This is a genomic window from Flavobacterium aquatile LMG 4008 = ATCC 11947, from assembly GCF_000757385.1.
Lineage (GTDB): Bacteria > Bacteroidota > Bacteroidia > Flavobacteriales > Flavobacteriaceae > Flavobacterium > Flavobacterium aquatile.
The window spans coordinates 161,285-187,436 of record NZ_JRHH01000006.1 but is presented as its reverse complement, the minus strand read 5'-3'; the positions used below and the strand labels follow the sequence as shown (position 1 = coordinate 187,436).

The 26,152-nt window shown below is 29.5% G+C and carries 28 protein-coding genes; all 28 read right to left on the bottom strand.

Going from position 1 to position 26,152, the window contains the following annotated elements; all coding sequences use genetic code 11:
• Nucleotides 1-3 precede the first annotated feature (3 nt).
• The 28 genes from LG45_RS15395 to LG45_RS15260 all read right to left on the bottom strand — a co-directional run bounded on the left by LG45_RS15395 (nucleotide 4) and on the right by LG45_RS15260 (nucleotide 26,149).
• Entirely contained in the window at nucleotides 4-1,674 is a 1,671-nt protein-coding gene (locus LG45_RS15395) for a CocE/NonD family hydrolase (RefSeq protein WP_035129179.1), read from the bottom strand.
• Nucleotides 1,671-2,369, bottom strand: coding sequence for a DUF4386 domain-containing protein (locus tag LG45_RS15390; RefSeq protein ID WP_035128851.1), 699 nt, complete (start codon nucleotides 2,367-2,369; stop codon nucleotides 1,671-1,673). Before LG45_RS15390 ends, LG45_RS15395 begins: the two co-directional genes overlap by 4 nt.
• Nucleotides 2,370-2,403: 34 nt before the next feature.
• The gene (locus LG45_RS15385) at nucleotides 2,404-2,823 is read right to left on the bottom strand and encodes a DUF6326 family protein (protein WP_035128849.1); all 420 of its coding nucleotides are present in this window, start codon (nucleotides 2,821-2,823) and stop codon (nucleotides 2,404-2,406) included.
• 61 nt (nucleotides 2,824-2,884) lie between these two features.
• Complete coding sequence (locus LG45_RS15380; RefSeq protein ID WP_035128846.1) at nucleotides 2,885-3,934, bottom strand: acyltransferase family protein; 1,050 nt, start codon at nucleotides 3,932-3,934, stop codon at nucleotides 2,885-2,887.
• A gap of 7 nt (nucleotides 3,935-3,941) precedes the next feature.
• Nucleotides 3,942-4,508, bottom strand: coding sequence for an ankyrin repeat domain-containing protein (locus LG45_RS15375; RefSeq protein WP_035128843.1), 567 nt, complete (start codon nucleotides 4,506-4,508; stop codon nucleotides 3,942-3,944).
• A gap of 27 nt (nucleotides 4,509-4,535) precedes the next feature.
• Entirely contained in the window at nucleotides 4,536-4,739 is a 204-nt protein-coding gene (locus LG45_RS15370; RefSeq protein ID WP_035128841.1) for a helix-turn-helix domain-containing protein, read from the bottom strand.
• 3 nt (nucleotides 4,740-4,742) lie between these two features.
• Nucleotides 4,743-5,279 (bottom strand): DUF2975 domain-containing protein, encoded by a 537-nt coding sequence (locus tag LG45_RS15365; RefSeq protein WP_035128838.1) that lies wholly within the window; start codon nucleotides 5,277-5,279, stop codon nucleotides 4,743-4,745.
• 179 nt (nucleotides 5,280-5,458) lie between these two features.
• Entirely contained in the window at nucleotides 5,459-8,611 is a 3,153-nt protein-coding gene (locus LG45_RS15360) for a M1 family aminopeptidase (RefSeq protein ID WP_035128835.1), read from the bottom strand.
• Between the two features lie 2 nt (nucleotides 8,612-8,613).
• The gene (locus LG45_RS15355; protein WP_035128832.1) at nucleotides 8,614-9,483 is read right to left on the bottom strand and encodes an ABC transporter ATP-binding protein; all 870 of its coding nucleotides are present in this window, start codon (nucleotides 9,481-9,483) and stop codon (nucleotides 8,614-8,616) included.
• Nucleotides 9,484-9,618: 135 nt separating this feature from the next.
• On the bottom strand, nucleotides 9,619-10,005 hold the full coding sequence (locus tag LG45_RS15350; protein WP_035128829.1) for a hypothetical protein: 387 nt from the start codon (nucleotides 10,003-10,005) through the stop codon (nucleotides 9,619-9,621).
• 18 nt (nucleotides 10,006-10,023) lie between these two features.
• Nucleotides 10,024-10,230: a helix-turn-helix domain-containing protein gene (locus LG45_RS15345; RefSeq protein WP_035128826.1), complete on the bottom strand. Its 207-nt coding sequence runs from the start codon at nucleotides 10,228-10,230 to the stop codon at nucleotides 10,024-10,026.
• Nucleotides 10,231-10,232: 2 nt separating this feature from the next.
• Nucleotides 10,233-10,751, bottom strand: a complete 519-nt coding sequence (locus tag LG45_RS15340) for a DUF2975 domain-containing protein (protein ID WP_035129177.1) — start codon at nucleotides 10,749-10,751, stop codon at nucleotides 10,233-10,235.
• A gap of 155 nt (nucleotides 10,752-10,906) precedes the next feature.
• Complete coding sequence (locus LG45_RS15335; protein ID WP_052087627.1) at nucleotides 10,907-12,427, bottom strand: amidohydrolase family protein; 1,521 nt, start codon at nucleotides 12,425-12,427, stop codon at nucleotides 10,907-10,909.
• Nucleotides 12,428-12,529: 102 nt separating this feature from the next.
• Nucleotides 12,530-13,270 carry a LytTR family DNA-binding domain-containing protein gene (locus LG45_RS15330; RefSeq protein ID WP_035128823.1) on the bottom strand — a complete coding sequence of 247 codons (741 nt, stop codon included), beginning with the start codon at nucleotides 13,268-13,270 and terminating at the stop codon, nucleotides 12,530-12,532.
• 383 nt (nucleotides 13,271-13,653) lie between these two features.
• Nucleotides 13,654-14,139: a hypothetical protein gene (locus tag LG45_RS15325; RefSeq protein WP_035128820.1), complete on the bottom strand. Its 486-nt coding sequence runs from the start codon at nucleotides 14,137-14,139 to the stop codon at nucleotides 13,654-13,656.
• The gene (locus LG45_RS15320; protein WP_035128816.1) at nucleotides 14,139-14,849 is read right to left on the bottom strand and encodes a DUF3800 domain-containing protein; all 711 of its coding nucleotides are present in this window, start codon (nucleotides 14,847-14,849) and stop codon (nucleotides 14,139-14,141) included. Before LG45_RS15320 ends, LG45_RS15325 begins: the two co-directional genes overlap by 1 nt.
• A gap of 12 nt (nucleotides 14,850-14,861) precedes the next feature.
• Nucleotides 14,862-16,703 (bottom strand): HsdM family class I SAM-dependent methyltransferase, encoded by a 1,842-nt coding sequence (locus LG45_RS15315; protein WP_035128813.1) that lies wholly within the window; start codon nucleotides 16,701-16,703, stop codon nucleotides 14,862-14,864.
• A gap of 3 nt (nucleotides 16,704-16,706) precedes the next feature.
• Nucleotides 16,707-17,276, bottom strand: a complete 570-nt coding sequence (locus tag LG45_RS16200; protein WP_052087626.1) for an HNH endonuclease family protein — start codon at nucleotides 17,274-17,276, stop codon at nucleotides 16,707-16,709.
• Nucleotides 17,263-17,937: a hypothetical protein gene (locus LG45_RS15305; protein WP_035128810.1), complete on the bottom strand. Its 675-nt coding sequence runs from the start codon at nucleotides 17,935-17,937 to the stop codon at nucleotides 17,263-17,265. The genes LG45_RS16200 and LG45_RS15305 overlap by 14 nt, the downstream gene beginning before the upstream one ends.
• 6 nt (nucleotides 17,938-17,943) lie before the next feature.
• Nucleotides 17,944-20,556: an ATP-binding protein gene (locus LG45_RS15300; protein WP_035128807.1), complete on the bottom strand. Its 2,613-nt coding sequence runs from the start codon at nucleotides 20,554-20,556 to the stop codon at nucleotides 17,944-17,946.
• A 3-nt stretch (nucleotides 20,557-20,559) separates the two neighbouring features.
• Entirely contained in the window at nucleotides 20,560-20,763 is a 204-nt protein-coding gene (locus tag LG45_RS15295; RefSeq protein WP_035128804.1) for a helix-turn-helix transcriptional regulator, read from the bottom strand.
• Nucleotides 20,764-20,810: 47 nt separating this feature from the next.
• Nucleotides 20,811-21,419, bottom strand: coding sequence for a hypothetical protein (locus LG45_RS15290; RefSeq protein ID WP_035128801.1), 609 nt, complete (start codon nucleotides 21,417-21,419; stop codon nucleotides 20,811-20,813).
• Complete coding sequence (locus tag LG45_RS15285; RefSeq protein ID WP_052087625.1) at nucleotides 21,416-22,081, bottom strand: P-loop NTPase family protein; 666 nt, start codon at nucleotides 22,079-22,081, stop codon at nucleotides 21,416-21,418. The genes LG45_RS15290 and LG45_RS15285 overlap by 4 nt, the downstream gene beginning before the upstream one ends.
• On the bottom strand, nucleotides 22,011-22,907 hold the full coding sequence (locus LG45_RS15280) for a transcriptional regulator (RefSeq protein WP_035128798.1): 897 nt from the start codon (nucleotides 22,905-22,907) through the stop codon (nucleotides 22,011-22,013). The genes LG45_RS15285 and LG45_RS15280 overlap by 71 nt, the downstream gene beginning before the upstream one ends.
• 8 nt (nucleotides 22,908-22,915) lie before the next feature.
• Nucleotides 22,916-23,209 carry a helix-turn-helix domain-containing protein gene (locus tag LG45_RS15275; protein WP_035128796.1) on the bottom strand — a complete coding sequence of 98 codons (294 nt, stop codon included), beginning with the start codon at nucleotides 23,207-23,209 and terminating at the stop codon, nucleotides 22,916-22,918.
• Nucleotides 23,210-23,297: 88 nt separating this feature from the next.
• Nucleotides 23,298-24,146, bottom strand: coding sequence for an RteC domain-containing protein (locus LG45_RS15270; protein ID WP_035128794.1), 849 nt, complete (start codon nucleotides 24,144-24,146; stop codon nucleotides 23,298-23,300).
• A 53-nt stretch (nucleotides 24,147-24,199) separates the two neighbouring features.
• Entirely contained in the window at nucleotides 24,200-24,895 is a 696-nt protein-coding gene (locus LG45_RS15265) for an ABC transporter ATP-binding protein (protein WP_035128792.1), read from the bottom strand.
• A gap of 6 nt (nucleotides 24,896-24,901) precedes the next feature.
• Nucleotides 24,902-26,149, bottom strand: a complete 1,248-nt coding sequence (locus LG45_RS15260) for an ABC transporter permease (RefSeq protein ID WP_035128789.1) — start codon at nucleotides 26,147-26,149, stop codon at nucleotides 24,902-24,904.
• Between the last annotated feature and the right edge of the window lie 3 nt (nucleotides 26,150-26,152).

Here is a 26,152-nt window from a genome sequence, read left to right as displayed (position 1 = left end):
TGATTACTCTTTCCAAACAGGAATACTTATAAAACTATCATTATACCATTTTATTTGCATAGGTTCACCGGCATCTTTTATGGTTTCGTCAACCACGTTTTTACCCGAACCATAATTTATAATTTCAAATGGATGTTTATTAGTATTTAGCAAAATAACTAATTTACTTCCTTTACTAATTTTTTTACTAACCAATCTGGTGTTTTCAAAAGTAATAGTTTGAAATTTGTTTGGCTTCAACAATTGTCGCTTTTCATTGTTTTTTGCATAGCTAGCTCGACCAACATATCTCGTAAGAAAAAAGTATTTACCATTTGGCATTAATTCATACAATGCTATAGAAATATCCATATCTTTTTTATTGATTTTAAGCTTTAAATTTCCTATAAAAGAGCCATTTATTGTAAACTCTTTTTCAAATATTTTTGTAGAAAAAACCAATCCTCCACTTACATCAAGAGTATCAAACACAATAGTAGGTGTGTAAAAATTATTTTGATTTTTTCGGTCTTTAAAATCTATTATTTGAGTTGAAAATGATTTCTTTTTAGGTTTTTCTTCATCAAGTATTTCACTATTTAAATAGAATTTTAAATTTCGATTATTCATTTTGGCTAATGACGGTACGTGTTTCCATTCATTGGCTCCCATTACTTGATAATTGATTTTATCTTTCAATAAATCGGGTTTTTTACCATCTTTCAAAATATAATCGAGCCATTGATAGGCAATATCTCCCATATTTATATTTGCCACTTCATCAATAGTGTAACCCATTAAATTGGGTGCTGCTTTTCGTTGTCCACCCCAATGATCGTAAGGACCAATTACAAAATAATGATTGGCGTTTTTGTTGTATTTTGTATGTAATTTGAAATACTGCAATGCCGAAATTTGTGAACCATCATAATATCCAGTAGTTGAAAGAACTGGAATATTAATTTTTGCATATTCTTCTGGAGTTGGCACTAACGATTGCCAATACTTATCGTAACTAGGATGTTGCAACCATTTTTTAAAAATCTCACTTTTGTAACCTGCCAAACTATCCATTTTACCAAAAGCAATACCATTATCAAACCATTCAAAAGGTAAACTTCTTCGTATAGGTTCTTTTTTGTAAATATTATCGTGAGGCCAATATAAATTCAAATTTGACTGAACGTTGTTTTCCATTGGCGTGTCAAAACCTGGCATTACTGCTACTTGCGGCACAATAGTTTTTAATGCTGGATGTATGTTTTTTGCCGTTGCCCATTGCGAAAAACCAGTATAACTACCGCTTAACATTCCTACTTTTCCATTGCTCCATGGCTGTTTACTTATCCAATCGATAATGTCATAAATATCAGTTCCTTCATGTTCATAAGGAACATAATCTTTTAAATTGGCACGAATTCCACGTGCATAAGCCACAACACCAACATAATCTTTATCAGCAGACCTTTTGCCCAAAATTGCATCTCCTTTTCCTTGATAATAGGTTGTATAAAAAAGAATAACGGGCAAAGGTTGTGTGTTTGTTTTTTTACGGACCACAATTGCTGAAATTGGAATGCCACTTTTTGTCGGTATAGAAACACTATCTTGAATGATATAATTTTCATCATTAGAATTCTGTGCAATAGATAAATTGGTAATTAGAAAGCAAAATGCTAAAAATATTTTTTTCATGAGATTGATTTTGATTGATGATTTTCTTTTGCGCCCATGATTAATAACCACAAGCATATTCCTATTTCTCCAAATGTGGCTGGTATGCTAATGTATTTTGAAATTCCAAGAGTAGAATAATCTGAAACCAAAGTATTTCCTAAAAAATTTATTAAATACCCAAAGCAACCCATCATTAACAAAATCCCGAAAAACTTAGGTAAAAAACTCGATTTATAAACCAAATATCCAAAAGGCAAAAGCCATAATCCAGAAAATATATGAACTATTCGCATTCCATTATCATATTGATCAAGATTTAGCATTATTTGAGATTTTGTTTCCTCCAAAGACAAATCAAAACTATTCTCTGTAATAAATGATAACACATTAAACTGATTATGAATATTCAAAAAGTAAATTGGAACACTAATAATGGCTAACAAAATCATCAATTTTGCATAATTTTTGTTTACAGATTTTAATAATTTGTAAAGTTGAAGCACTAAAAACAGAAAGAATGTATAACAGGATAAACCACCTACAATTCCGAATCTGAAAAGCGTTTCAGAGGCTTTTATGTTATTAAATGTTTCGGTTGGATTGTCCCAAACAATTAATTTAGAAGGTACATAAGCCAAACTAAAAATTCCTGTTACTACTACTCCTAAATAGAGTAATCCTGCAATTCGAGCTGTTTTTTTATTTGATGTCATTTTCGTGTTTTGGTTTAAGGTTTAATTTATTAGATTAATTAATTTGTTTAGTCCAATTATAAGCAGTCCAAACAATGATTGCCGTAAGCATACTTTCTAAAATGGCGTAAAAAACATAAAAAACTCTCCATTCTGAAAATGAAGTCGCTGCAATTAGCAACATTATGGCTGTAAAAAACAAACCAAATACTATGTTTAGCCATTTGTTTAGTTGTGGTTTTAATAGAATCGAAAAACAAATCATCAGAGAAGGAATTGCTAATAATAATGATGCTAAAAATAATTTTATTGGAGTATCAAGCATACTGTTTCCATTAATTATTCCACTTACTTTTGTAGGAACATATAACTCAAAATAATCGCCATAGATGTAGAGAAATGTTACAGATGTCCATAAAGAGGCGAGTTTAACTTTGATATTTATTTTGATGTCTTCAAGAATTGTTTTTTTCATTTTTATTGTTTCATTAAGTGAGACGATAACCGATTGATTTTGTTACAGTTGTAATTTTTTCTTAAATTGAACTTTGTTTTAACCCAAATAATGGCCTAATAAGTTTTATTCGTTTGATTATAAATTGATATAGTAGCCAACTGCCAAAACCTGTAAAAAGTAATAGTAATATAAATTTTAATTGTACATTCATTTGTAATGGTAATAGTATCTTAGAAATTGCAAACAAAACAATGATGTGAATCATATAAATAGGATAAACTGCTTTATTCATATAATTTAAGAAATTTGAAGAACGATTCAAATATTGATTTGTAAAGGCTAAAATTGTAATTATCCAAAACGCTGATTCAATGGCTAATAAATAGTTGGGTGCACTATTTAAGTTTTGTAGTATGCGACTAGTATATAATCCAAAGGCTAAAAAAAGCGTTAGCCATTTCCATTTCATTAGAAAAAAATTATCTCCAGTATATGCAAAGCAAAATCCGAACAAAAATGCCAGCATTCCTAAAACAAAACCGTGTAATGTAGTTGCATACATTTCAAATGGGAATGGTTTTACTATTAGTGCTTCTATCACAAAACAAAACATTACTAAAAGTATAGATATAGGATTGCTTAAGATTTTTTTTAAAGTGATTGCTAATTTTGATTTGAAATTATTTTTTAGATAAATGAATGGAAATGAAAACAACAAAACATAAACAAACAAATTTCCTAAAAACCATAAATGTCCTGAATTTGGTAAGTAAACAAAAGGTATTTTGTATATATTTAGCCAAATTAATGATTGAAATGGTACTAAAACAAAATATCCAAAAAGAAAAGGTAGCAATATTCTTAATGTTCTTTCTGTAATAAATTCTTTCCAGTTTTTAGTTTGAATTGAAAAACAAACACCCATTCCAGAAACAAAAAACAGCAACGGAATTCTCCAAATATTTAGCATTTGCATAGGCAACCATAAACCAGTCCATTTTTCTTCATTGGTTATAAAGCCTATCATTGTACCCCAAGGTTGAAAAACTATAGCTGTATGGTAAAGTATTAATAGAAAAACGGCAATTACCCGAAGCCAATCTACATAAAAGTGTCTGTTTGAATTCATAAGAAAGTTATTCTAGCATTTTTGCGATTATAGGTCTTGTTTTTTCAAGATGTTTATAATCTAGTTTTAAACCCATTGGAGCTAACATTTTTTCCATCATTTCATACACACCTTTTACTTCTGAAAATGGACTAGAAACAGATTGATAGGCGTTGTTTCCATATAAATTCTTAATGGTTTTATCGGCACCTTTTTTCAAAAGTATCTTTACAATTTCGGTTCTGCAAAAAAATGCCGCAGTAATTAAAGCTGTTGAGCCTTCATTGTTTTGAACATTAATTTTGGCACCAGCATTAATTAATAGTTTTGCAATTTCGGTTCTTCCAAAAAGAGTAGCAGTTATTAATGGTGAAGAACCTCCAAAAGGATCTTTCAGGTTTAAATCCTTTTTAGATGAAATGTATTTCTTTACAAAAGCAATATTATTTTTCACAATTGCATTATGAATATCTTCTTCTAATACAATTACATTTTTATGTAAAATATTCCTGTTTTCAATACTTATGTTATAAGCAAAAGTGGTCACTGTCGCAATTAAAGAAATTGCAACTAATTTTAGTTTCAAAGTTTTCATGATTATTTTTTTTAGATTATTTTTTTCTTAATTTTTAAATTCTAAAATATCGCCTGGCTGGCAATCTAAAGCTTTACAAATGGCTTCTAATGTACTAAATCTTATAGCTTTTGCTTTTCCAGTTTTTAGTATAGAAAGATTAGATAATGTTAAATCTACTTTTTCGGAAAGTTCGTTTAATGACATTTTTCGTTTTGCCATCATCACATCGAGGTTTACAATTATTGCCATAACTTATATTGTTAGTTCGTTTTCTTCTTGTAACTCAATTCCTTTTTTGAAAATAACAGAAATAATATAAATAATAGCTGCCATTGTTATAAATGCAGAACTATCTACCCAAAACTGACTTAGTTTATCAATTTCATAACCTTGAATTTGCAAACTATTAGCAATTTGTCGTGCTACATGGCTCAATATTCCTATTGAAAAAGTGTAATGGCTAATTTGAGAAATTTTATTTGATACAAATCTGCTAAATGGTTTGGTTAAATCTAACTTGAATTGCAATTGTATTACCACATAAAAAAGTATTGCTTTTAAAATTGATATAAATAGTACAAAAGCATACATCCCATAAAAAACCATTTCACTTTGCTGATGCAATTTACTCAGATCAAGTTTTTGATAAAGATTACCCACCATTTCTGGTTTAAAAACACTAAATATAAAATTGACTATCAAGCCACCAGCTTCTATGGATAAACCAACAAAAATTAGCCATGAGATAACATGTAGAATTATAAATACGAGTTTGTTTACATTAATCATAATTTTTAAATTTAAAAGTTTAACAAGACAAAAATAATAAATATTTATTGAAAATCAATAAAATTATATTGAAAAGTATTAAAAATTTAAAATATTTTTTTAAGACACCAATAAAATCAATGCTTTTGAAATGAAAAAATCCACAACTGTTTTTAATTGAGGATTCTAATCGTGAATTTTTACTTTTTAAACAAAATATCAATCTCCTTATGCTGTTTTTTATCTGCAACTCTATAAACTTCTTCTAAAAAATCAGTAGAAATAGGTTTCGGATTTGGATATTTATGTTTGTTTAGAAAATTTCGAAGTGCCAAATTCACCTTTTCTTCGCCAAGTAGTTCACTCAGTTTGTACATAGCCACAGCACCTTTTGAATAGGCAACATGAGTTAAGTCGCCAGTTGCTTTTATAAGTGGTGCATCGCCTGAAAAACCTTTTTCGCTTTCAAAAATATCTTGGTGCATCGCAATACTTTCTGCTGCTTTTTGTTTTCCATACATTTTTTTAAGTAGCATCATTTCGGTGTACATCGCCAATGTTTCTGTAAGCATGACATCGCCTTCACGTTCGTCAGGATCAATTTGAGAATTTCCCCACCATAAATGCGCTAATTCGTGACCAGCCAATTCATTAATTACATCTTGTTGTTTGTCTGCCGAAATATTACAATGAAACGACATATTTTCGTTCATATAAATGGTGGCTGGATAAGCAGTTGCATTAAATCCTTTTGTAAAGCCCGATATTTCCGCAAAACGAATGGTTTTAAATGGATACTTCCCAAAATTACTTTCGCAATAATCCATCGTAATTTTTGCGTTTTTGATTAAATGAGCGACGTTTTCACTGTGTGTAGGATGATAATATACTTCAAAACTTTTACCTTTGTATCGTTCTTTTTTTACTGCATAATTTGCCGAAGAAATAGCAAACCGAAAGGGAATAGCATCGGCTTGAAACTGAAACACATTGCGGTTTTTTTCTTTCCATTGTTTGGATAATTCGCCTATACCAATTACGGTTTGACTGGCTTCGGTTGAAACGATCATATCCAACGAAATGAAATCGTCATTTAAAACTTTTGGTGCTTCTAAACGTGTAATTTCTGTTCGTTTTCCTAATTGATATTGTTTTCTAATTTTCTCGTTTTCAATTTCGTTAGAAACATTATAACCAATTTGAGGAAAATAGCGACTAATACGCATAAAACTTCCGTTTTCTACAATAGCATTAAACGATTGATGTCCGTTTACAGGTTTCCATTGATAGTATAATTCAAAATCGAAACTGATTTTTTGATAGGGAAGTAGTACTTTTTTTAATCGAATAATTTGATATTGATTTGTGATTGAAATAGCTCCATTTTCAGTATGTAAAACCGCTTTTTTAATTTCAAAATAATCTGAAAAATTAAATAAAATTTCAGTAATTGGTTGTTGGGTTTTGTTTTCTAAAACATAATTTCCTTTAATTGAATATGCATTTTCGGATGGAAATAAATCCACTCGTGTGGTTACTTTAGTTATGGTTGGTTGCGATTTGTTCTGAAAATTTCGGAATTGTTTTTCGTAATTAACTTGAGCTAATTCCTCTTGGTTTTTATCTTTTGAAACATAACCTGAAACAGAGTTTTTTCCTAGAAATGAAAGTAAACCAAGGCTAAAAATTGCAATCAACCAAAATGAAATTTTAGCAACTGACTTTTTACTTTGATGAATAAAATATAATAGAAAAAAGACGAGTACAAAACCGAAAAATAATCGTTGTATAAAAGCATTTTCATAGCTTCCAAAACCATTCATATCGCTATAATCAAAAGAAATGGTGTGTAAAAATTTAAGCAATGGATATTTTATAATCGATTTTCCTAAAGAAGTGGTCATCAGTAAAACAAATATTCCCGAAATGGCTAAGGCGAAATATTTATTTTTGATGATTTTTTGAAAGATTAAAGTAAATCCACCTATTAGAATTAAAGGAAATGTTGTAAACAAAAAGGATTTTGTATATACATTCCATTCGATATTTGGATAGTTGTAAAGAAATTGAAATGCAATGCCTTCTAATATTAAAACAGTTGTAAAAACAAAACTCAATATAATTAATGTGAGCCAAATGGACCAGAATTTAATCGAAAAATTTGGCGTGCTTTCTTCAATATAATGAAAGTTGGCATTTTTGCTTCTCCAATACAAATCATTGCCATAGAAAACCAAAATTAATGCGCCCAACACATAAAAATTTTGAATAATGGTAGAAATCATCAATCCAGACGATGCGTATTTTTGTGGTAATCGAATACCTTTTTCAATTTCTGCATACATTTCCATTCCGACTGCAAAGAGTAAACTCAAAACGATTACTATAAATGGAATGCTTTTTACAACATAGATCCAATTCATTTTTGTAAAAGAAAAAAACGATTGCAATTTGACTTTGTTTGATTTTTCGGTAGTAACAAATGCAAAAGGTAGCGATGAAACTTCATTTGGAACCGATTTTACTTTGATAGATTTTACTTTTTTAATAATTGAAAATCGTTTGGTAGCCAAAATCAACACTAAAATTGAAAATAGCAGAATTCCTATTCTGTTGGCTAATAAAATTCCGTTTGGAAATAATAAATCCGTATTACGTTGTTCAATGGTCAAATGTGCAGTTTGATAGAAATAAGCCGACAACCCAAAGGGATCAAAAATGGCTGAAATAATCTGTGCTTGTTTTGATTGTGGTAATTGATTTGCCATAAAAGGCGAGCTTGAAAATAACATACTTACCATGTAAAGCACATAAAGCAATAAACCGCTAACATAAATGAACAATTTGCTTTTGGAAAACCAACCTATTGATGTGGTAATTGTTACTACAAAAAATGTATTTATGGCAGTGAAAATTAGTATCGGAATTAGGTAAAAAAAGAAGTTAAAATCAACATTTTTCATTCCGTTGGAATCAAAATTTCTACCTATAAAAAAGCTAATTGTGAGCAATAATGTAAATCCAAAACTCAATATAAAAATGGAAGTAAATCGGCTCCAAAGAAATTGTTTTTTGGAAATAGGCAACGAAAAATAAATAAGATTCAAATTGAAATCTATTTCCTTTAATGCCAATTGTGCTGAAAAAAGAGTAGCAAAAAAAATGCTGGTTAAACTCAAAAACGCTGTAATAAATGCCACTTGATACGGTGAATTAAATGCCAAGTTTTCATTTAATGTAAAACGAGCAGCATTCCCACCAAATATTCCAAAAACAAATAAAGTTACAACCAAAAGTAGAAATCGCCAGTTTTTACAGTACGATTTTAAATCAAATAAAATTAGTGTTTTCATATTTATATCTGATTTAGAGTTTTGAAATACACTTCTTCCAAACTTGGTTGTATGGCTTCAAAATCGGGTAAAATTTCTTCTGAAAATACTTGAATATTCAATTTTCCACCTACATAATGCGAAGCAATAACATAAAAATTTGATTTGTATTTTTCTAATGCTTCTTTTGAGATTTGTTTTTGCCAAATTTTGCCTTTTAGTTCCGTCACAAAATCATTCGGGTTTCCTTGTAGCAATACTTTTCCGTTTTGCATAATTGCCATTTGTGAACAAAGATTTCTAACATCTTCCACCAAATGTGTAGAAAGAATTACAATGCGTTCCGATCCAATTTCCGAAAGCAATCCATTAAAACGATTGCGTTCTTCTGGATCTAAACCTGCAGTTGGCTCATCAACAATTATGATTTTTGGATTGCCCAAAAGCGCTTGTGCCACACCAAAGCGCTGACGCATTCCCCCCGAAAAAGTATGTACTTCTTTATTTTTTTGAGAAGATAGGTTCACTTTTTCTAGTAAAGACTCGATTTGTTCTTTACGTGCTGTTTTGTTGGAAACACCTTTTAGTATTGCAATATGATTCAATAATTCATAAGCCGAAATTTTAGGATAAACGCCAAAATCTTGAGGAAGAAAACCTAATTGCTCTTTGATAAACATTGGATTTTCTAAAATATTGGTGCCATTTAGTAGAATTTCTCCCGAATCGGCTGTTTGCAAGCCAACAATAGTTCGCATTAATGATGATTTTCCTGCTCCATTTGGACCTAGTAACCCAAACATTCCATTATTGATTTCTAACGAAATGTTACTCAACGCTTGTACTCCATTGGCATACGTTTTTGTGAGATTCTTGATTGATAAACTGTTCATTTTTTGTTGATTTTGATGATTATTATTTTAAAATTTTGACAAGAAAATTCCTGTCAGCTACAATTAAGTAGTTGAGATATTTGATTACTATGTGTTTGAATTATTTTTTTTACGTATTACTCTAAACTCCGGGTTTTAAGTTACACTGTATATGATGGCAACACCAATTGCAAATGCAAAAGGAGAAATAAATTGAAAATAAATTGGTTTTAAAATATCGGCAGCTTTATTTGAAAAATTATGATGAAGTTGCTTTGGGACAAAATATAATACCAATGAAGTAAAAATCATAAACGAACCAACCCATTTGAATATCTCTGGAAATTTAGATAGACTGGAATATATAACTAAAGCTGCTGCAGGAATCATTCTTATAGTAATTTCAGCATAATTTATAAAATTTGTACTTCCCGCTTTTCTTAAAATTGCTCTTGCTTTTTTCGGGTTTAGAAGCATCAATAAGCCTACTGAAATAAAAAATATTCCAAATAAAATAATTGTGTATTTTGCTAGGGTCGTCATAATGGTTATGTTTTTTTATTACTCTTTTACGTACTCGATAATATCTCCAGGTTGGCAATTTAATGCTTCACAAATAGCTTCTAGTGTATCCCAACGAATACCCTTGGCTTTACCCGTTTTTAAAATGGATAAATTTGCTGGAGTGATTTCCAAAATCTCTGCCAATTCTTTGCTTTGCATTTTGCGTTTGGCAAGCATTACATCTATGTTTACAACTATTGGCATAATTAAATAAATAAGTCTTGTTCGTTTTGCAATTGTAATCCTTGTTTGAAAATGGCAGCTAAAAAATAAGCAAAAACTCCTAAGAAAAAATGAATTACCGCAACCCATTCTAATCCTTCTTCAATTTTACCAGCAAAAATAGAAGCTAATAAAATGGTTAACCAAGGCAAAGTTAAATTAGCCAAGTAAAACCATCTCAATTGATTTACACCATATTTTGTAAATAATTTAGGTTGTTTAAAAACATTGAACACATTACTGACTAGCAAAAAGAAAATTCCATAAAAGCCAATAGGAATTAAGAAATTAAACAATTTATAACCCCAATTATTTTCTCCGACTAAAAAATGCGTTTCTGTATAGGGAAAGCAAATTGTAAAATACTTTCCATTGTCTTTTGTGAAATAACTCCATTCAGTTAGTAATGAAACCAATGAATATAAAGTGGTTAACAAATATAAAATGGCAACTACTCTTGTGATGTAGAATAAGATTGTAGAAATTATTTTTACGTTTTTCATTTGCATGAAATTTTGATTTATTTCTGCAAATATATAATTAATTATTGCAAAACAATAATTAATTGATTAAAAAATGTAAAACGTACTTTTACCACCGAATAAAAATTTATTGTTGTTAGAAGTGAAATAAGTGAATTGAAAAAGATAGAACCTTTTCAATTAATATATTCGTTAATTTTTATAGATCTATTTTCATTATTAGTTTCTTCAATTGCTTTTAGTATTGTTGCAATTTGAACTTTATCAATCATATTTTTACCAAAGAAAACATTTTCTATTGTTTTTGTGTTTTTAATATCCTCTAATGGATTTTTTGAAAGTAACACTAAATCTGAATTATAACCGATTTTAATTTTTCCAGAATTTCTTTTCATCCAATTACTTGGTTCAACAGTTGCTGAATAAAGTGCTTGTGAGTTTGTTATTCCTGATTTTGTTAATGATTGTAACTCATCATGAAGAGAAAATCCGGGAACCATTGTTGATACATTGGCATCTGTTCCAGCCATAATCGTAACTTTATTGTCAACCAACGCTTTTGTCATAATATGAATTGCTTCTACATAAGTTTTCCAAAAAAGAGCTGATAATTTTCTTGCATCTGGATTATCTTCTCCATCATATTCATACCCATTTTTACTTGGTAACCAACCTAATTTGTAAATTGGCGTTCCTTCAATAATTTTAGGATTGGCATATTTTAGTTCTATTTTTTTAAGTTCAGATTTTAGATCAAATCTTTGTTTAGGAAAGCTTTCAATTAGCGAAATAGTAGAAGTTACACAAATATTGTTTTCTTTTAATTTTTTTGCAATTTGGTTTGAATGTGCTTTTAAGAAATTTATATATTCTTTTGGGTTTTTAGAAATTGATTTTCCAAAATCATCCATATTTTTCACGGTTATTTCTTCAACGTGAGCAATTTCTTTTTGACCCGAAGTATAAAACGCATCTAAATTAACTAAAGGAATATGCCCAATAACAGGAATATTATATTTTTTGGAAATGTCTATTGTGGTTTTAAACATTTCGGGATTAACAAAACCGTACATTTTTACCGCATCATAACCTTGTTCTTTTATCTTTTCTATCTTTTTTTCTGCATCGCCTTTCGTTGAATAATTGATTGATTGTCTAGTCCATTGATAGTAATATCCCATTATTCCACTTTCACTAAATATTGGTGGAGAAGCGATAAACATTCGTGGTCCAAATCCATTTTTTTGAATTGATTTTCTCCATTCTAAAGTAATTGGTCTTCCAGCCATTTCTCTAATAGAAGTTACTCCATTAACTAAATATAAAAATAAATCATTTTTGCTTTCTTTTAAATGAACGTGAGAATCAATAAGACCTGGAATTAAATATTTATTTGTTCCATCAATTGTAACAGCATTATTTTCGACAAGTTGATTTTCTCCTAAACGAATTATTTTACCATTTTTAATAATTACATCTTGATTTTTAATGAAGTGGCTACAATCTTCTGAAAGTATATTTGCGTTTTTTATTTGAATTATTTCGGTTGGTTTAACAATTGAAGAAATATCAATAACTTTTGTTGATTTACCTAAAACCTTATTTAATTCATTATCCGACCACAAAAACACACAAATAGAAATGCTTAATAATGCCATAACAACGTATAGCAATTTCCTAAATCTCATTTTTTTCATAAATTTATTATTTTAATTATGTTGCAAAAATAAGGTTATGAAGATATGATTTCTACCGTGAATAGTGATTAGGTATGAAATATGCTATTTTAGGTATGAAAATTATAAAGACAATAATTGTTCTTTATAATTTTTAGAAACTGGTAATTCAATTTGAGTCAGAAAAATGGTTTCTTGATTTTTCCAAGCTTTAAAATGAGTTGGATTTATTAAATGGGAGCGATGGATTTGAACTAAAAAATCAAAATCTTTTTGGATTTTTTTAAGCGTACTGCGAATTAATTTTGCTTTTAATTGATTTTCTTCTAAAAAGAAAATTTCCACATAATTCTGTGAATTAGAAACGCAGACTAAGTCATTTTTTCTTATTTTTAAAATGTCTAGCTTATTTTCTCCTCTAATAACAATATTTTCGTCTTGTATTGGAATTAACTTTACAGAATATATCCTTGCTAAAACTATAATTGGAGTTGAAATCAAAGCAGATTTAAGAATAATTACTTGTATAAATTCCAAAAAGCCAAATCCTCCATTTAGAATAGGACTTTTATAATATGAATAAGTCATTACTAAAAAAAGGAAATGGAAAAGTAAAAGGGTAATTATTTCAAAACCAATATTCCATTTTAATACTTTTTTATAAACCCTTTTTTGAATTACGGCAATTAAGCCATAACATAGAAATGCAATAAGACTAAATCCAACACTTATAAGAATCCACTGTTTTGAACTTATTGTTCCATCATCAAATGGTTTGATAAAATAAGCGAAAATGAAAAACCAAAAACTGATAAAAATTCCAATTAGTAAATGATGGTTTATCAAAGGATTAATTTTTTTCATTTTTTATAATTAACGAGTAAGTATTGAAATTTCATTTTTAGATTATAACGATATGATTTATAAATTTGCAGGAATTTCTTTCTGATTAAAAGTGAATGTAATTAGCGAAATGAAGCAAACAAAGAATTGGCTTTAGGAATACTTGGACTAAAGACGTTTTTTGTGCAGATGAATGAGATAATGAGTTGATTAAGCATTTTTTGTGGTATATTTTTTGTTATAAATATTTATGAAAGCATTACCTGAAATTGGTCGAATATACGTTTTTTGATAGAAAATTTGTTTTTTGGTACAAGAGTTGTATATTTGCAAAGTCATTTCCCTAGGGAAAAGGACCTGGTTCGCGAAAGCGCACGCCACAGCACCGTAGCCTGTGGCTTTTTTTATTTTACCCTCTTTGTATATTTGTCTTCATAATATTTTTGATTTCTAGCATCGTCAATGTGAAAACATGAAATAATCATATAATCAGGAGTGATTTTTTCCATTACCACTAAAAAGTTTCCTTCTTTGAACCAAAAGTAATCTCTGATTTTACCATCTGCTTCTAAAAACTGAAAACAAATTACATCTTCAGTATCTTTATTTTCTAATATTGGTTTTATCCAATGAATTTTGTTGGCTCTTTTTTTATCAAAAACTCTTTTCCCTTTATCTCCTCTTGTAATTATTTTTACAAAAGTGTGCGGATAAGTTTCGAAACCTTCTTCCTTTGAATTTGCTACATCTATTTTTACTCTGCAACCATCAAAATAAAAAACGGTATCAATAAAATCGGCTTTGAATACTTGATACAGTTCTTGTAAATGCGCAGCTGATGGGTTAATTCCTAAATAGGGTATGTGATCGTCCAAGTCTAATAAATCCATTATAGCTTTATTTTAGGTTGGTGATCAAAAATATTGAACTTTGTTTCCCAAGGTTCTGTTCCTTCTTCGAGATTAAAACCAGATTTAGTTTCTAAATATTTAATGAAATCCATCCTGTTTTGAGTTGGATTTACAATGTTATTCATTACTACTCTTGTTTTGTAAGTAATAGCTCCAATAAAAAAATCGGCTAATTGAAAGAAATTATTATCGTGAGAATGTAAATGCTGGAATTGTTTGAATGGGCTTTTGCCGTTGTACTCGGTATCAAATACTTCATTGATTTTTTTTAATTTTTCTCTACCACGAGTATTTTGAACATCAATAAAAACTCTGTATTCATCGCCATTACTATTATTAGGATGCAACAAATAATAGGTCATTTTATAATAGAAATTGTCGTGAGAACCTTGATTGAAATCTATATGATTTAAGCGCTCTTTGTATTTGACTAAAATACAACGAAACTGGAGCGATGAACTAAAAAAATAATCTACTAATTCTTTGTATAATTCGGTTCTTGCATTTGAAAATTTATTCCATTTAAGTTCTGACTTTTGATTGTGCTTTGCAAGTATTTGATTGAACTCTTTTTGTAATTCAACATAATCTACCATTGGTACTTTGATGTAACCGATACACATTACCGGAATATCGTCATGTTCTAAATGACAACTTTCGTCGATATAAAAATCATATTTATTGCTCATAGATGTCGGAAATTAAAGTCTGATATTATATCTTTCTTCAAAGAAAGTATCAAGAACTTCTTTGTTATTTTCATTAAGTATAAAATCAATTTCATTATTTGTAAAATCGCAGATACCAAAATTGTTGATATAATTACCATTTAAAGAATAATAACTTGATGAATATGGTTTACTTGTCGTTTTTATATAATACCAAAATAATCTTGACTCCAGTATTTTTTTAACTATTAACATTTCTTCTTCTGAATGGCCAATAATTGCTTGACCGTTATAAAACAATAAATCAATATCATTACTAATAAGATATTTTGGTGTTTGGTCAGAAAACTTAGGAAAAAATAATTTGTTTTCAACTTTTTCCAAAGATTGGGTTCTACCAAAAGAAAACCATTTTTCATATTTCCCTTTTCCTTTATCTCTCTTAGCTAGTTCTAGCTTTTTTTTCGTTAGATACTTGTATGCTTCTGGAAAGACATCTTTTAAAAACTCTTCTTCTAAAGCTTTTGGTTTGTTTTCATTATTATATGGAAATAATACTTTCTCTCTTACATTATCAAAATCAATACTTCTACTTAGCTTGTTTGAGTTTAGAATATCCTTGCAAATTCCTTTTTCAATAGGATATAAATTTCCATTTTGTAAATAAAAGAAGTCATCATCTTCAGCAACTGGCTTAAAAATATAAAGATCATTTCTTAATGTAGCAATACCATGTCTTGTTTTATAAAGCTCCCCAAAAGGAGTTCCTATAGATTCTATTCGAGATATAACTTCATTATCATTTAGATTCCAACCTTTTTTTGCATCTAAATTTCGATAATTTACTCTATTATATAAATTTCTATTATAAGGTAACTCTTTAGCGACAGACTTATAGTATTCAACAAAATTTTGCTCAGTGTTTTCTATAAAGCAAATACATGTGTAAGTACTTTTAGATTTAAATATCTGAAGTGTCCCAAAATCAATAATTCTAATTGCAGCTCTTTTATCTTCAAAATACCTTCTTAGTGCTCTACCATTTAGACTTTTGAAAAAAGAATTCATTGTAATGTAACCTAGTATTCCATTTTCAGCAAGGTTTTCATAACCGATTTGAAAGAAAGGAATATAAAGATCTTGGTTTCCTGAATTACTTACAGACCAATTTTGTAGATTTACCTTTACTGCATCTTCTAAATTTCTTGCACACACATAAGGAGGATTTCCCAATATGGCTTGAAATCCCTGAAAATCATTATATATGTCCTGCCATTTAAAAGTTAACGCATCGCCTTCGTATAAATTAAAATGAAACTCTTCAACATCTTCGCCCTCAGACAATGCTAATAAGCACAATAATATTTTACTACGAGTTATAGAATATTCTTGAATATCAAGTCCGAAAATTTGATTTTCAAAAATATATTGATAATTATTGCCCGTTCGTCTTTTAATCTCTTTTGCAGCACTATATAAAAAACCACTACAACCACATGAAATATCTGCAATTTTAGCATCTATAAGTTGATTACCTACTTTTCGGAAAGTTTGTGAAATAATATATGAACGAATTTCAGAAGGTGTATAAATTGCACCATTTACAATTCTATCAGATGGAGAAATGACAAATTCAAAAAGCTCAATTAAATCTTCAAGTTCAAATTGTAAAATTTCTTCATTAACTATTGATACAAAATTATTTAGGTTGGAATACTCAATTGTATTATCCTCTGAAATTTGATATTGCTTTAAAAAAATATTATTATCAATTCTTAAATTATTAACTTTTATAAAAGTGGAAACAATAAGTCTGTCTACTTCTAATGGAAGAGTAGAGTATGATTTTAAAAATTTTAAGACTTGTTGTTTCATCAATTATTGATTTGTTTTTAAATAACTAAGATAGATAGTAAATTCCTCTGCTAATTCACTATGAATTATTCTTAAATCATTTTTTATTTTAATGTTTTCGGGATTATGAATTGCAACTCGTAATTTTTCTAGTCTATTAAGAATTTCATCAAGTTTCCATATTATTCTATATCTAGCAAGACCTAATTTTAATTTACCAAACATATAATTTGCTTCCTTAGAAGTAGGCTTTGCAACAATTGAACCATCAGTATCTCTTTCAAAATGCACATTAAAATCAATATTACATGGGTCTAAATAATGTCCTTCATCATCAGATTTTAAAATATTTACATAAGAGCAACAATAAACTAAATTGCTGTAATCAGTTTCTAATGCTGGATTCTTTGAAAATGGTTTAAAATGGTCGATATGAAAAGTGTTTTTTCCACCAAACCAAAAATCTCTACAATCTGTATATCCACATTTTGAATTAAAATCTTCGGCTAAATATTTTTTAAAACTTCTATAACTTGCATAAGTTTTTGTACAAGTTCTCGCTGGTGTAAGTTCTCTAAATCTAATTGCCGCCATCTTCATCCAACTTTTTAAGAAGTTCATCTACCTTACCAAGCATACTATCTAATTTTTCTGAATTAGAAAACGATTTGAATTCAGATGGTATTATGTTTTGTGCATCAATTGATCTTTCTAAAAAATCATCAAGTTCAATAATTCTTCGTTCAATATCAAAATCTGCATTTCCGTTTTTCCTTACTTCAATTAATTCAGCTAATTCACTTTGAGCACTTTCAATTCTTGATTTGTAATGTTCAATCTGTTTAACAAGTCTATCTGTAAATTTAACTTTTGCTTTTGTATCTTCAATTTCAGTAGTCATAAGACTTTTTGTGTAAACTAAATTTACATCTTCACTGTCACTAACTGCATCTTGATCTTTTGCTGTTAATACAAAACATGGAAACTTATTTCTAATAGAAAGAAAATCTTCAACCAGTTCTACACCATTATAAGGAACATTATAACCTAAAGCACCAATATTTTCATTGAGCAAAAAATCACAAACAATTACATCTGGATTGATTTTAATTATTTTATCAATCATTTCTTCTTTATCACCTAAAGGCAATTGTGTGATAACTTCAAAAATATTGTTACTATTAGTGTCATCAATATAATTCAAGAAGTTTTCAATTTGTTCTTGATCTTCATCGATATAAAGTAATCTGTACATAATCTTTTATTTATTATATTTAATTGGGAAAGTTATCCTTAATCCAAAACCAACTTCCGGATATAGAAGTTGAATATTACCATCGTTTTCATTGACAATAGATTTAATTAGCCACATTCCAAGTCCTGTTCCTTCTTCCTCACCTGTATATAGATTTCTTCTTGTTGTAAACAAAGGCTCAAAAATCTTTTCAGGCTCAGTTATGTCTTTTGAAAGCCCTGGTCCATTATCGCTATAGTCAATAACTATATTTTTTTCATTTTGATTTATTTTTACTTTTATCTGTCTTGGTCGATTTTCTTTTGAGATTATAAAAGCATCTATTGAATTAACTAATAAATTATTAAAAATACTATCTAAGTCAATTTCAAAAACCCTCATATTTACTTCTTCAACTTCTGAAAGATCATAATTGATTCCCTTTTCATTTAATACTGTAAGCCAATCATTCTTATAATTTGTGAAATATGGTTTAAACGAAAGTTGTCTCCTTGTTCTTTTGTCTTTTCTTGTTGCACCTAATGAGAAATTTAACCAGTTTTGAATTTTAACATCTTGAAGTTTAATACGTTCAATTAACTTGAAAGGATTTTTTCTATCTTCAATATTTTCGTAATCACTTTCAATAATTTTATCTGCAAGTAGATTTTTCAAACGATCTGTTCTAACTGCTAACATATCATTTAATTTACTTAAATCATGGCTAAAAGATGCTAGAACAATACCACTACTTGCCAATGCTCTGAGCATTTTTTGCTCTTCTTTTAATTTTTCTATTTCTTCTTCTTTTCTGTCTAATTCACTAGCTAGAATTTCTTTTTCCTTTTCTGATTCAGTTTCTTGTGAATTACTGCTCTCATTTAATGGAGTTGGGTTATTTGCTGACGCTTCTTTTTTAGCTCTACTTTTTGCTAATATTTCATTTTTGAGTTTTTCAGCTTTTTCTCTATCTCTTTCGGGACCATATTTTATATCATCATAATCTGACATCTCTCTGGCTATATAAGCTCTGTCTTTTTCAAATTCTGCAATGATTTGAGTTAATAAAAGCGTAAAAATTCGAAAGGTTTTATTTTCTTGCAAACCTTCACGACTTGACTTATCTTCAAAATCAACATTTGTTAAACGAGAGATGTTTACAGCTCCAGCAACATTATCAGGTTCAACTTTGTATCCACCTTCTTTCTTTGCTACACTTGCAGGACTTTGTGTTTTTCTGCTTCCTAAACCTAACCAGTCAAAAGCCACATTATTTACTTCACCATATGGTCTTACTCTAAAATTATCTCTTACTAGTTTAACTCCTCCAAATTTATTTAACCAATCTTTTCTATTGTTAGACATGAAACCTCTTGTAAAGAATTTCTTTGTATCAATAGAGTTGGACTGTCTTTTCAAGAAATAAAATGAAAATCTGAACAATCCAATATTCTTGAAAGTGTTATCTTCGTCTATGTCTTTATAACCTTTCAATAACTCTGAAAAAGTTATTGTTTTTTCCCAATATCCTTTTATGAAATCACTTTTTCGATAGTTTGGTTTTTGCATTGCCACTCTCTCGAAAAAATCGTTAGGAATTAATTCTACGGCATACTCATTTCTAAATATCTTTATTTGTACATTTTGGTTGTCATCAGCTATTGCTACTAACTTATAATCGAAATCGTCACAAACTGAGCCTAAAACTTCGCCATATTTTGATTTTATCAAAGAGCTAAAAAGAAAAATTTCAAAATCACCAACCTCTTTTGGAGGTACTAATACTTCTAAATCATTAAATACTTGTTCAACAAAATAATCTTCCCAATGATCTCTTAAATTTGTTATTTTTAGTATTGTTCCAAATTTAAATTCTTTTTCAGATTCAATTTTAGACAAATCAATTTCCGGTATTTTTTTTAGTAGTTCTTCTTTAATCGAATTTGATTTTAATCCTGTTAAAATTGCCCCAACTTTATCAATGGTTTTGAAATCACCTTCGAAATCTTCCCAATTAACTAACCAATTGTACCCAGTAAAATTTGTTAATATTCCATTAATGTCTGTATCTGGATTATGAACATCCGGGTTAGAATTGAAAATTGTTGTCATTTCACATCTGCCACCCAATTTATCTAATGCAAATCTTCCTATACCTTTTGCTCCTGATTTTACTCTGCCATTTTTTGTAAAAATGTCATTAGCTTTATTATCAGTACCTATTGTCATCCAATGCTCTCTTATTATATTTTGAGTCATTCCTTCACCAAAATCAATAATGTATAGTGCTGAAAATTCTGAAATGATATTTTTAAAAGCTAATTTCTTTTCTTCATCTAATTCAGCATCTATTATATAATCACCTTCATCGTTTCTCTTATAAACTATGTTAAGTTGCTCCTCAGAAACACCTAAACTCAAAAGACCATTAAAATGTTCTTCATCAATTTCGTTTAAAATTGAAGAATATTTATTGTCAAAATAAACTATACAAACTTTACTATCGGCATCATAAGCATTTTTTACAAGCTCAATGATTGCTCCTTTTGAAGTAGCTACATTCTCCCTACCTATAAGCCTTGCTGTTCTAGCAGAAACTCTAAAAGGAATAACAATATTATCCGGATTAAGATTTTCCATTAATTACTTATCATTTATTAATTCTGAAATACTAATTTTTAATAGTTCAGAGATTTTAACCAATGTATTTAAATTTGGTTGCACATCATTTGTACACCATCGAGAAATAGTAGCTTCATTCTTTCCTAACTGTTCGGCTAACCACTTACTAGTTAAATTCTTTTCTGCTAATACAGCCTTTAAACGATTAATTGCTTTTTTACTCATAAAAATTGCATATGATGCAAATATATTGAATAATATACAATTAAAGATTAGCAATCAATGTAAAATTTAAGGTTATACAATTCGATTAATTTTTCTTGATTTCCTACCAATTGTCCTATCTCAATAAAAGCAATATCATTAGCAAATGCTTTCTCTCCAATTAAATGCTCAATATGCATATAAACTGCTTCTCGAAGTCTTGGATTGTATTTGTGGATGATGTAGTTTTTGATGAATACTTTAATACCTATATCGGTTTCTTTTTTCGAGTTCTTTATTGGAATAAAATACATTTCGCTTATTTTTAAGTTGATGCCGTAATATTCAAATGGTTTATCTGTGCAGTTTTTGTATTTAGTGATATTATGTTCCGGCTGAAGAAAGGCAGTTATTTTCCAACGTTCTAAAGCTATAGAATGATGAACTAGTAACTCTACTTCTTTGAAAAGATAAGGATTGCCATTTGCTGTAATGATTAGTTCTGCATCTTTATTTTTGTTTTTTATGATTAGATCAAGGTTTTTATTGTATTGATGGAGAAGATAAATTAACTTATCGAAATGTACTTTGATTTCGTCTTTAGGTATTTCATTTAACAACAGAAAAACGAAGTTGTTTTCTTTGAAGTGGTTCCAGAATTTAGTTATTTGATTCATCGCTTGTCTTTTATAGTTTTGTCGTAAGCAATTAAATTGAACATTTCTCTCATTCGGCTACGCACACGGTTTCCATAATAAGTTTCAATTTCAGAAGCCGAAAGGTTTGTAGTGATATGTGTTTGGATTTTTTTAACTGTAAAAATATCATAGCGACTTAATAGAATTTCTGCCATTACATTACATTCGTTTCCGTAATATTTTAAGTTGTTTTCTGTTCCTAAATCGTCGAAGCATATTGTTTTGGGTTCTGATTCATATAGTTTTCCTTTGCTGTATTTGTGAATGATTTGGTAACCGTCCTGGATAAACTCAAAACTTATATCTCGACAAGGTTTTACGAAAAATTTATGTTCGGTTGGCGTTAGGTATTTCATCAAATTCATCAGTGATGTTTTACCGCAACCGACAGGACCAGAAAGTAAAATTCCTTTGTTGAGGTTTATGTTGTATTGAAAACAAGTTGGTTCGTCTTTTAGAAAATAAGCAATGAGTTTGTAAATTATGGGATAATCGCTTTCAAGGATTTTGAAATGATTTCCGTATAGTTCAATTCCTTTTTTTTCTAACCAAACAATTATTTCAGTGTAGCTATAATGGCTCTGAATAGTCTTTGTCGGTTCCTGTGTTGAGGTGTTTTGCTCTGTTGGATTGTTGTCCATTTGGGATGAATTTAGGTGCATTTAATATCCAATTTTGTGCTGCGGCTTGCCAATCGACCATTGGTGCTTTGCCACCAACTAACCAACCGTTGCTAGAGAAGTAATTGAAAAATTTAATTGCTTCGAGTTCTGGAAAGTGTTGCTCAAGAAAATAAGCTTTCACATTTTCGATTGTTGGTATTTCTTCTTTTTGCCGACTTTTTTCAGTTTGATTTTTATCGGTGTCGGCGAATGTTGAAAACATTTCTTTTTTGGCGGAACTTTTTTCTTTTTCTTCAACAATATTTTTTAAAAACTCACTATCAATTTCAAAATTTTTTGCTTGCTCGTCCAAGTTTACAATCTTTAAATCGTTTGAAATGTTTGGTATGTTTGTATTGTTTATATAAGATACTAGAGCTTGTTCAGTACCTGTTTCAATACTTGTACCACTACCAGTATAAAGCTTGTTCACTACTTGTTCATTGACTAGTTCAAAAACAGGTTCGTTTTTTGGTATTGTTGTTTTTTCGTTTTTGGGAATTGGTTTTAAATCGTCTGAAAAATTGAAAAGGTAAACGTGGCTTCCTTTGAATGGATTGTATGACGGTTCATAGTTGATGTAACCTAACGAATGTAAGTTTTTGAGGCACTTATGATAGGTTGCTTTTGAACTGATTTTACTAATTCTCATTACCTCATCACGAGAAATGCTTATTGGATTTTTAAAGCGATTGCAGTTCCAAAATTGGAACAATGCTACATACAAACTTACGTGAGTTGGATTGAGTGTTTTGTCGATTGCCACTTTCTCGAAAAATCCTGTTAGATGTTTTATGTAATTCATCTTTTGAGCTATTTTCGATTGAATAAATTGGGTGTTGCTTCGACTTTGTTGGTTTCTATAACTTTTTCTAGATCATTACTGGAGTAATATAGAATTCCTCCAATTTTAGTATAAGTTAGTGTGCCGTTTACTCGTAGGTTTTGTAAAGTGCCGGAAGAAATGTTTAACAGCTTTCTGACTTCGTTAGATTTGAGCCATTGTTTTTGCTGCTGCGGTTTTGAATTAAACATAGCGTTTAAGTCGGAAAGAAGGAGTGTGCGAAATTCATTTAAGTCTTCGCGAGTAATAACTTCGATTGCCATAACTGATTTTTTAGATTGTTATGGTACAAAATTGTGAAGATTGATTTGTTTTATTTCACAACGCGGTTCATGTTGTGAACGATTTTGTTTAAATTACATCATCTGAGTTCTCCATTCGTTTAAGTAAATTTTCATTTAAAGAAGTTATAAACTTTGTTTTATCAGCTTTTCTTGCTCTGATTTCCAAGAAAGTACGACGGTATTGCCCTAAATCTATTTCAAAAATATGCTCAAAATATTCAGCAATATCTTTTAAATCTGCAACTCCATTATTGAAAACTCCTTCTGAATGTAGCGCGTACAAAAGTTCTGTTAATGCAACTTTTGAACTTGTCCATGTCATTTTCACGTTCGGTTTGCGTTGTGATTTTTCATTATTATCTTTATTTTCAATCATAATTAATTGGTTTTCTAAATACAATTGGATTAAATCATTTGCTAAAATTTTAGCTACTTTGTAATCGTGAGAAGTAGAAAAAGTCTTGTCGGTTTCAAAGTAATAACTATTAACAGATAATTTTATATCACATTTTCCTCTTAAAAAATATTTATAGTCCAAGTAAATATTACCAGTTCTGTAATACTTATAAAATTCTAATTCGTTATCAAAGAAAGCTTTCAACTTAATTAATTCATTGTTGTAATATTTTTTTAAAACTCTAGTACCACCATTTGGTTTCTTCATTTCAATATTAAAAATCGTATTATGATAAATGATTTTAGATGTAAATTGTGGTTTAATTTCTTTGAAAAATTGAATTTCTTCTTCTTCAGATTTAAAATTTGTTTTTTGAATTAAAACCCTTAACTTTTCTTTCGATTTTATGCTGATTTCAATTGCTTTTTCACAACGTTTAATTTCATTATCAATTTCTAAATCAATGAAATTCAGTTGTTCTGTTAAGTCGGAAAGTAAATGGTTTATTTTAGTATTCAAGGTTCTTATTTTTGATATTTAGTATTGTTCTACTCCAAATTCACAGTTTTATTTTATTTTTTCTTAAGACAATTTATAATTTTTCCATCCATCATTTCAATAATTCTATCCGACTTGTTTGCAAAATCGTTATCGTGTGTAACTGCAATTATCGTTTGATTTTGTTCGTGAGCTAACATTTGGAAAGTATCAAAAACAATATCTGAATTTTTAGAATCCAAATTGCCTGTTGGTTCATCTCCCATAATAATAAGTGGGTCATTAATTAAGGCACGAGCAATAGCTACACGTTGTTGTTGACCACCTGATAGTTTAGAGGCAGTTTTTAGGGCTTGGTCTTGTAATCCTAATAACTTTAGTTTTTCATAAGCTCGTTCTTCAATTTCTTTTTTGGAATAATTACCAAGGCGTAGGGCAGGAATCATAATATTTTGCAAGCAACTGAATTCATTGAGCAGGTAATGAAACTGAAATACAAAACCTATTTTTTCATTGCGTAATGCAGCCAACTCATTTTGCTTTTTTCCAGTAACCATTATTCCGTCAATAATTAATTCCCCTTTATAATCGGTGTCCATTGTTGAAAGAATGTAAAGCAGAGTTGATTTACCGCTGCCAGATTTACCTACCAATGTTGCAAATTCCCCTTTTTTTACTGAAAAAGAAATATCATTGAGCACCTTAAATTCTTCTGGGTCATAAAAGTACTTCTCTATGTGATTTGCTTGTAAAATAATATCTGAAGTCATACTTTTTTATTTTCTTAAAATGGAAACTGGGTCAACATTTGCGGCTTTGCGAGCAGGTAAGTAGCTCGCAAAAAAGCAAACTACTAATCCGAACAAACTAGCATTAATAAAGACCATATAATCTAGTACAATAGGAAAATATCCTTGATCTGGACCCATATATATTTTTGACGCAAAATAAACCATTACACCTCCTATTAGTAGGCCAACAGCAATTCCCATTAGCCCGATAAGTGTTCCTTGTAACACAAAAATCTTTATAACATCCCAACCTTTAAATCCCATAGCTTTTAGGATAGCAATATCATTGATTCTATGGGTAATGGTCATATTCAGAATATTATATGTTCCAAATCCGGCAACTAACAAAATAGAAAGCGACATTGCAAATATTATGATGCCTCGCATTTTGAATCCGTTTAGTTGGTCACTGTTTGCCGCTTTCCAATCTTCGGCTTTGTAATTAGTTAGTGCAGAAAACTTGGCCGAGTAGTCTGCTGCCTTATTAAAATCTTGAACATTTACATCAATATTCGTAATATAGTTTGCGTTTTCGCCCAAAAGCTGTTGTGCAGCATTTATCCCAATATAGGATTTGGTTTTATCTACAATGGAACTATTCGTTTTAAAAATGCCAACCACTTTCATTACTTTAGTAATGTTCTTTGAGGAAGTAATGCTAATATTGTCGCCTGTTTTTGCATTTATTTTTGACGCTATGCCAACACCCAAAAGAATCCCATTAGAGTGGGTTTCTATGTCTTCCATTCTGCCTTGAATCATACTGGGTTTTATATTGAACATTTTGCTTGCTTCGGCTATTTCTAATCCAGAAGCATCGCCTGATACTTGCGACATTCCACTATTGTAAAATACTTTGACTGCAATTTCGGGTGTTACATATGTTACTTCGGGTTGTGCTCTTAGCAATGTTATTATCCTTTCTGGGTTTACTATTTGCTCACTTTTAGGGATAACAGTTGGATTGCTTATTAGTACTAATGAGTTTGAGTCTTTGGGTGTAATAATGGATTTACTAATTTCATCGTCTTTATATACACGAATGTGTGGTGTATTATTAAATATGGTTTTATTTGATTTTTTGACAAAACCGCTACCCAAGGAATTCATAAAAATAAAAATAGAAATACCTATAGTTACACCAAGAGCAGCCACAAGTGTTATTTTTTTGTTTGCAACTACATAAGTAATTGAAATATTAGTATCGATGTTATGGTTGTAATGCGTTTTCATAAG

What these genes read in the sequence shown, in the direction of transcription:
- LG45_RS15390 (WP_035128851.1), bottom strand. Translation starts at nt 2,369, where the DNA reads ATGACATCAAATAAAAAAACAGCTCGAATTGCAGGATTACTCTATTTA.
- LG45_RS15260 (WP_035128789.1), bottom strand. Translation starts at nt 26,149, where the DNA reads ATGAAAACGCATTACAACCATAACATCGATACTAATATTTCAATTACT.
- LG45_RS15340 (WP_035129177.1), bottom strand. Translation starts at nt 10,751, where the DNA reads ATGAAAAACGTAAAAATAATTTCTACAATCTTATTCTACATCACAAGA.
- LG45_RS16200 (WP_052087626.1), bottom strand. Translation starts at nt 17,276, where the DNA reads ATGGCGGCAATTAGATTTAGAGAACTTACACCAGCGAGAACTTGTACA.
- LG45_RS15335 (WP_052087627.1), bottom strand. Translation starts at nt 12,427, where the DNA reads ATGAAAAAAATGAGATTTAGGAAATTGCTATACGTTGTTATGGCATTA.
- LG45_RS15375 (WP_035128843.1), bottom strand. Translation starts at nt 4,508, where the DNA reads ATGAAAACTTTGAAACTAAAATTAGTTGCAATTTCTTTAATTGCGACA.
- LG45_RS15295 (WP_035128804.1), bottom strand. Translation starts at nt 20,763, where the DNA reads ATGAGTAAAAAAGCAATTAATCGTTTAAAGGCTGTATTAGCAGAAAAG.
- LG45_RS15305 (WP_035128810.1), bottom strand. Translation starts at nt 17,937, where the DNA reads ATGTACAGATTACTTTATATCGATGAAGATCAAGAACAAATTGAAAAC.
- LG45_RS15355 (WP_035128832.1), bottom strand. Translation starts at nt 9,483, where the DNA reads ATGAACAGTTTATCAATCAAGAATCTCACAAAAACGTATGCCAATGGA.
- LG45_RS15330 (WP_035128823.1), bottom strand. Translation starts at nt 13,270, where the DNA reads ATGAAAAAAATTAATCCTTTGATAAACCATCATTTACTAATTGGAATT.
- LG45_RS15360 (WP_035128835.1), bottom strand. Translation starts at nt 8,611, where the DNA reads ATGAAAACACTAATTTTATTTGATTTAAAATCGTACTGTAAAAACTGG.
- LG45_RS15285 (WP_052087625.1), bottom strand. Translation starts at nt 22,081, where the DNA reads ATGGACAACAATCCAACAGAGCAAAACACCTCAACACAGGAACCGACA.
- LG45_RS15345 (WP_035128826.1), bottom strand. Translation starts at nt 10,230, where the DNA reads ATGCCAATAGTTGTAAACATAGATGTAATGCTTGCCAAACGCAAAATG.
- LG45_RS15385 (WP_035128849.1), bottom strand. Translation starts at nt 2,823, where the DNA reads ATGAAAAAAACAATTCTTGAAGACATCAAAATAAATATCAAAGTTAAA.
- LG45_RS15325 (WP_035128820.1), bottom strand. Translation starts at nt 14,139, where the DNA reads ATGGATTTATTAGACTTGGACGATCACATACCCTATTTAGGAATTAAC.
- LG45_RS15275 (WP_035128796.1), bottom strand. Translation starts at nt 23,209, where the DNA reads ATGGCAATCGAAGTTATTACTCGCGAAGACTTAAATGAATTTCGCACA.
- LG45_RS15370 (WP_035128841.1), bottom strand. Translation starts at nt 4,739, where the DNA reads ATGGCAATAATTGTAAACCTCGATGTGATGATGGCAAAACGAAAAATG.
- LG45_RS15395 (WP_035129179.1), bottom strand. Translation starts at nt 1,674, where the DNA reads ATGAAAAAAATATTTTTAGCATTTTGCTTTCTAATTACCAATTTATCT.
- LG45_RS15280 (WP_035128798.1), bottom strand. Translation starts at nt 22,907, where the DNA reads ATGAATTACATAAAACATCTAACAGGATTTTTCGAGAAAGTGGCAATC.
- LG45_RS15300 (WP_035128807.1), bottom strand. Translation starts at nt 20,556, where the DNA reads ATGGAAAATCTTAATCCGGATAATATTGTTATTCCTTTTAGAGTTTCT.
- LG45_RS15380 (WP_035128846.1), bottom strand. Translation starts at nt 3,934, where the DNA reads ATGAATTCAAACAGACACTTTTATGTAGATTGGCTTCGGGTAATTGCC.
- LG45_RS15265 (WP_035128792.1), bottom strand. Translation starts at nt 24,895, where the DNA reads ATGACTTCAGATATTATTTTACAAGCAAATCACATAGAGAAGTACTTT.
- LG45_RS15365 (WP_035128838.1), bottom strand. Translation starts at nt 5,279, where the DNA reads ATGATTAATGTAAACAAACTCGTATTTATAATTCTACATGTTATCTCA.
- LG45_RS15290 (WP_035128801.1), bottom strand. Translation starts at nt 21,419, where the DNA reads ATGAATCAAATAACTAAATTCTGGAACCACTTCAAAGAAAACAACTTC.
- LG45_RS15315 (WP_035128813.1), bottom strand. Translation starts at nt 16,703, where the DNA reads ATGAAACAACAAGTCTTAAAATTTTTAAAATCATACTCTACTCTTCCA.
- LG45_RS15320 (WP_035128816.1), bottom strand. Translation starts at nt 14,849, where the DNA reads ATGAGCAATAAATATGATTTTTATATCGACGAAAGTTGTCATTTAGAA.
- LG45_RS15350 (WP_035128829.1), bottom strand. Translation starts at nt 10,005, where the DNA reads ATGACGACCCTAGCAAAATACACAATTATTTTATTTGGAATATTTTTT.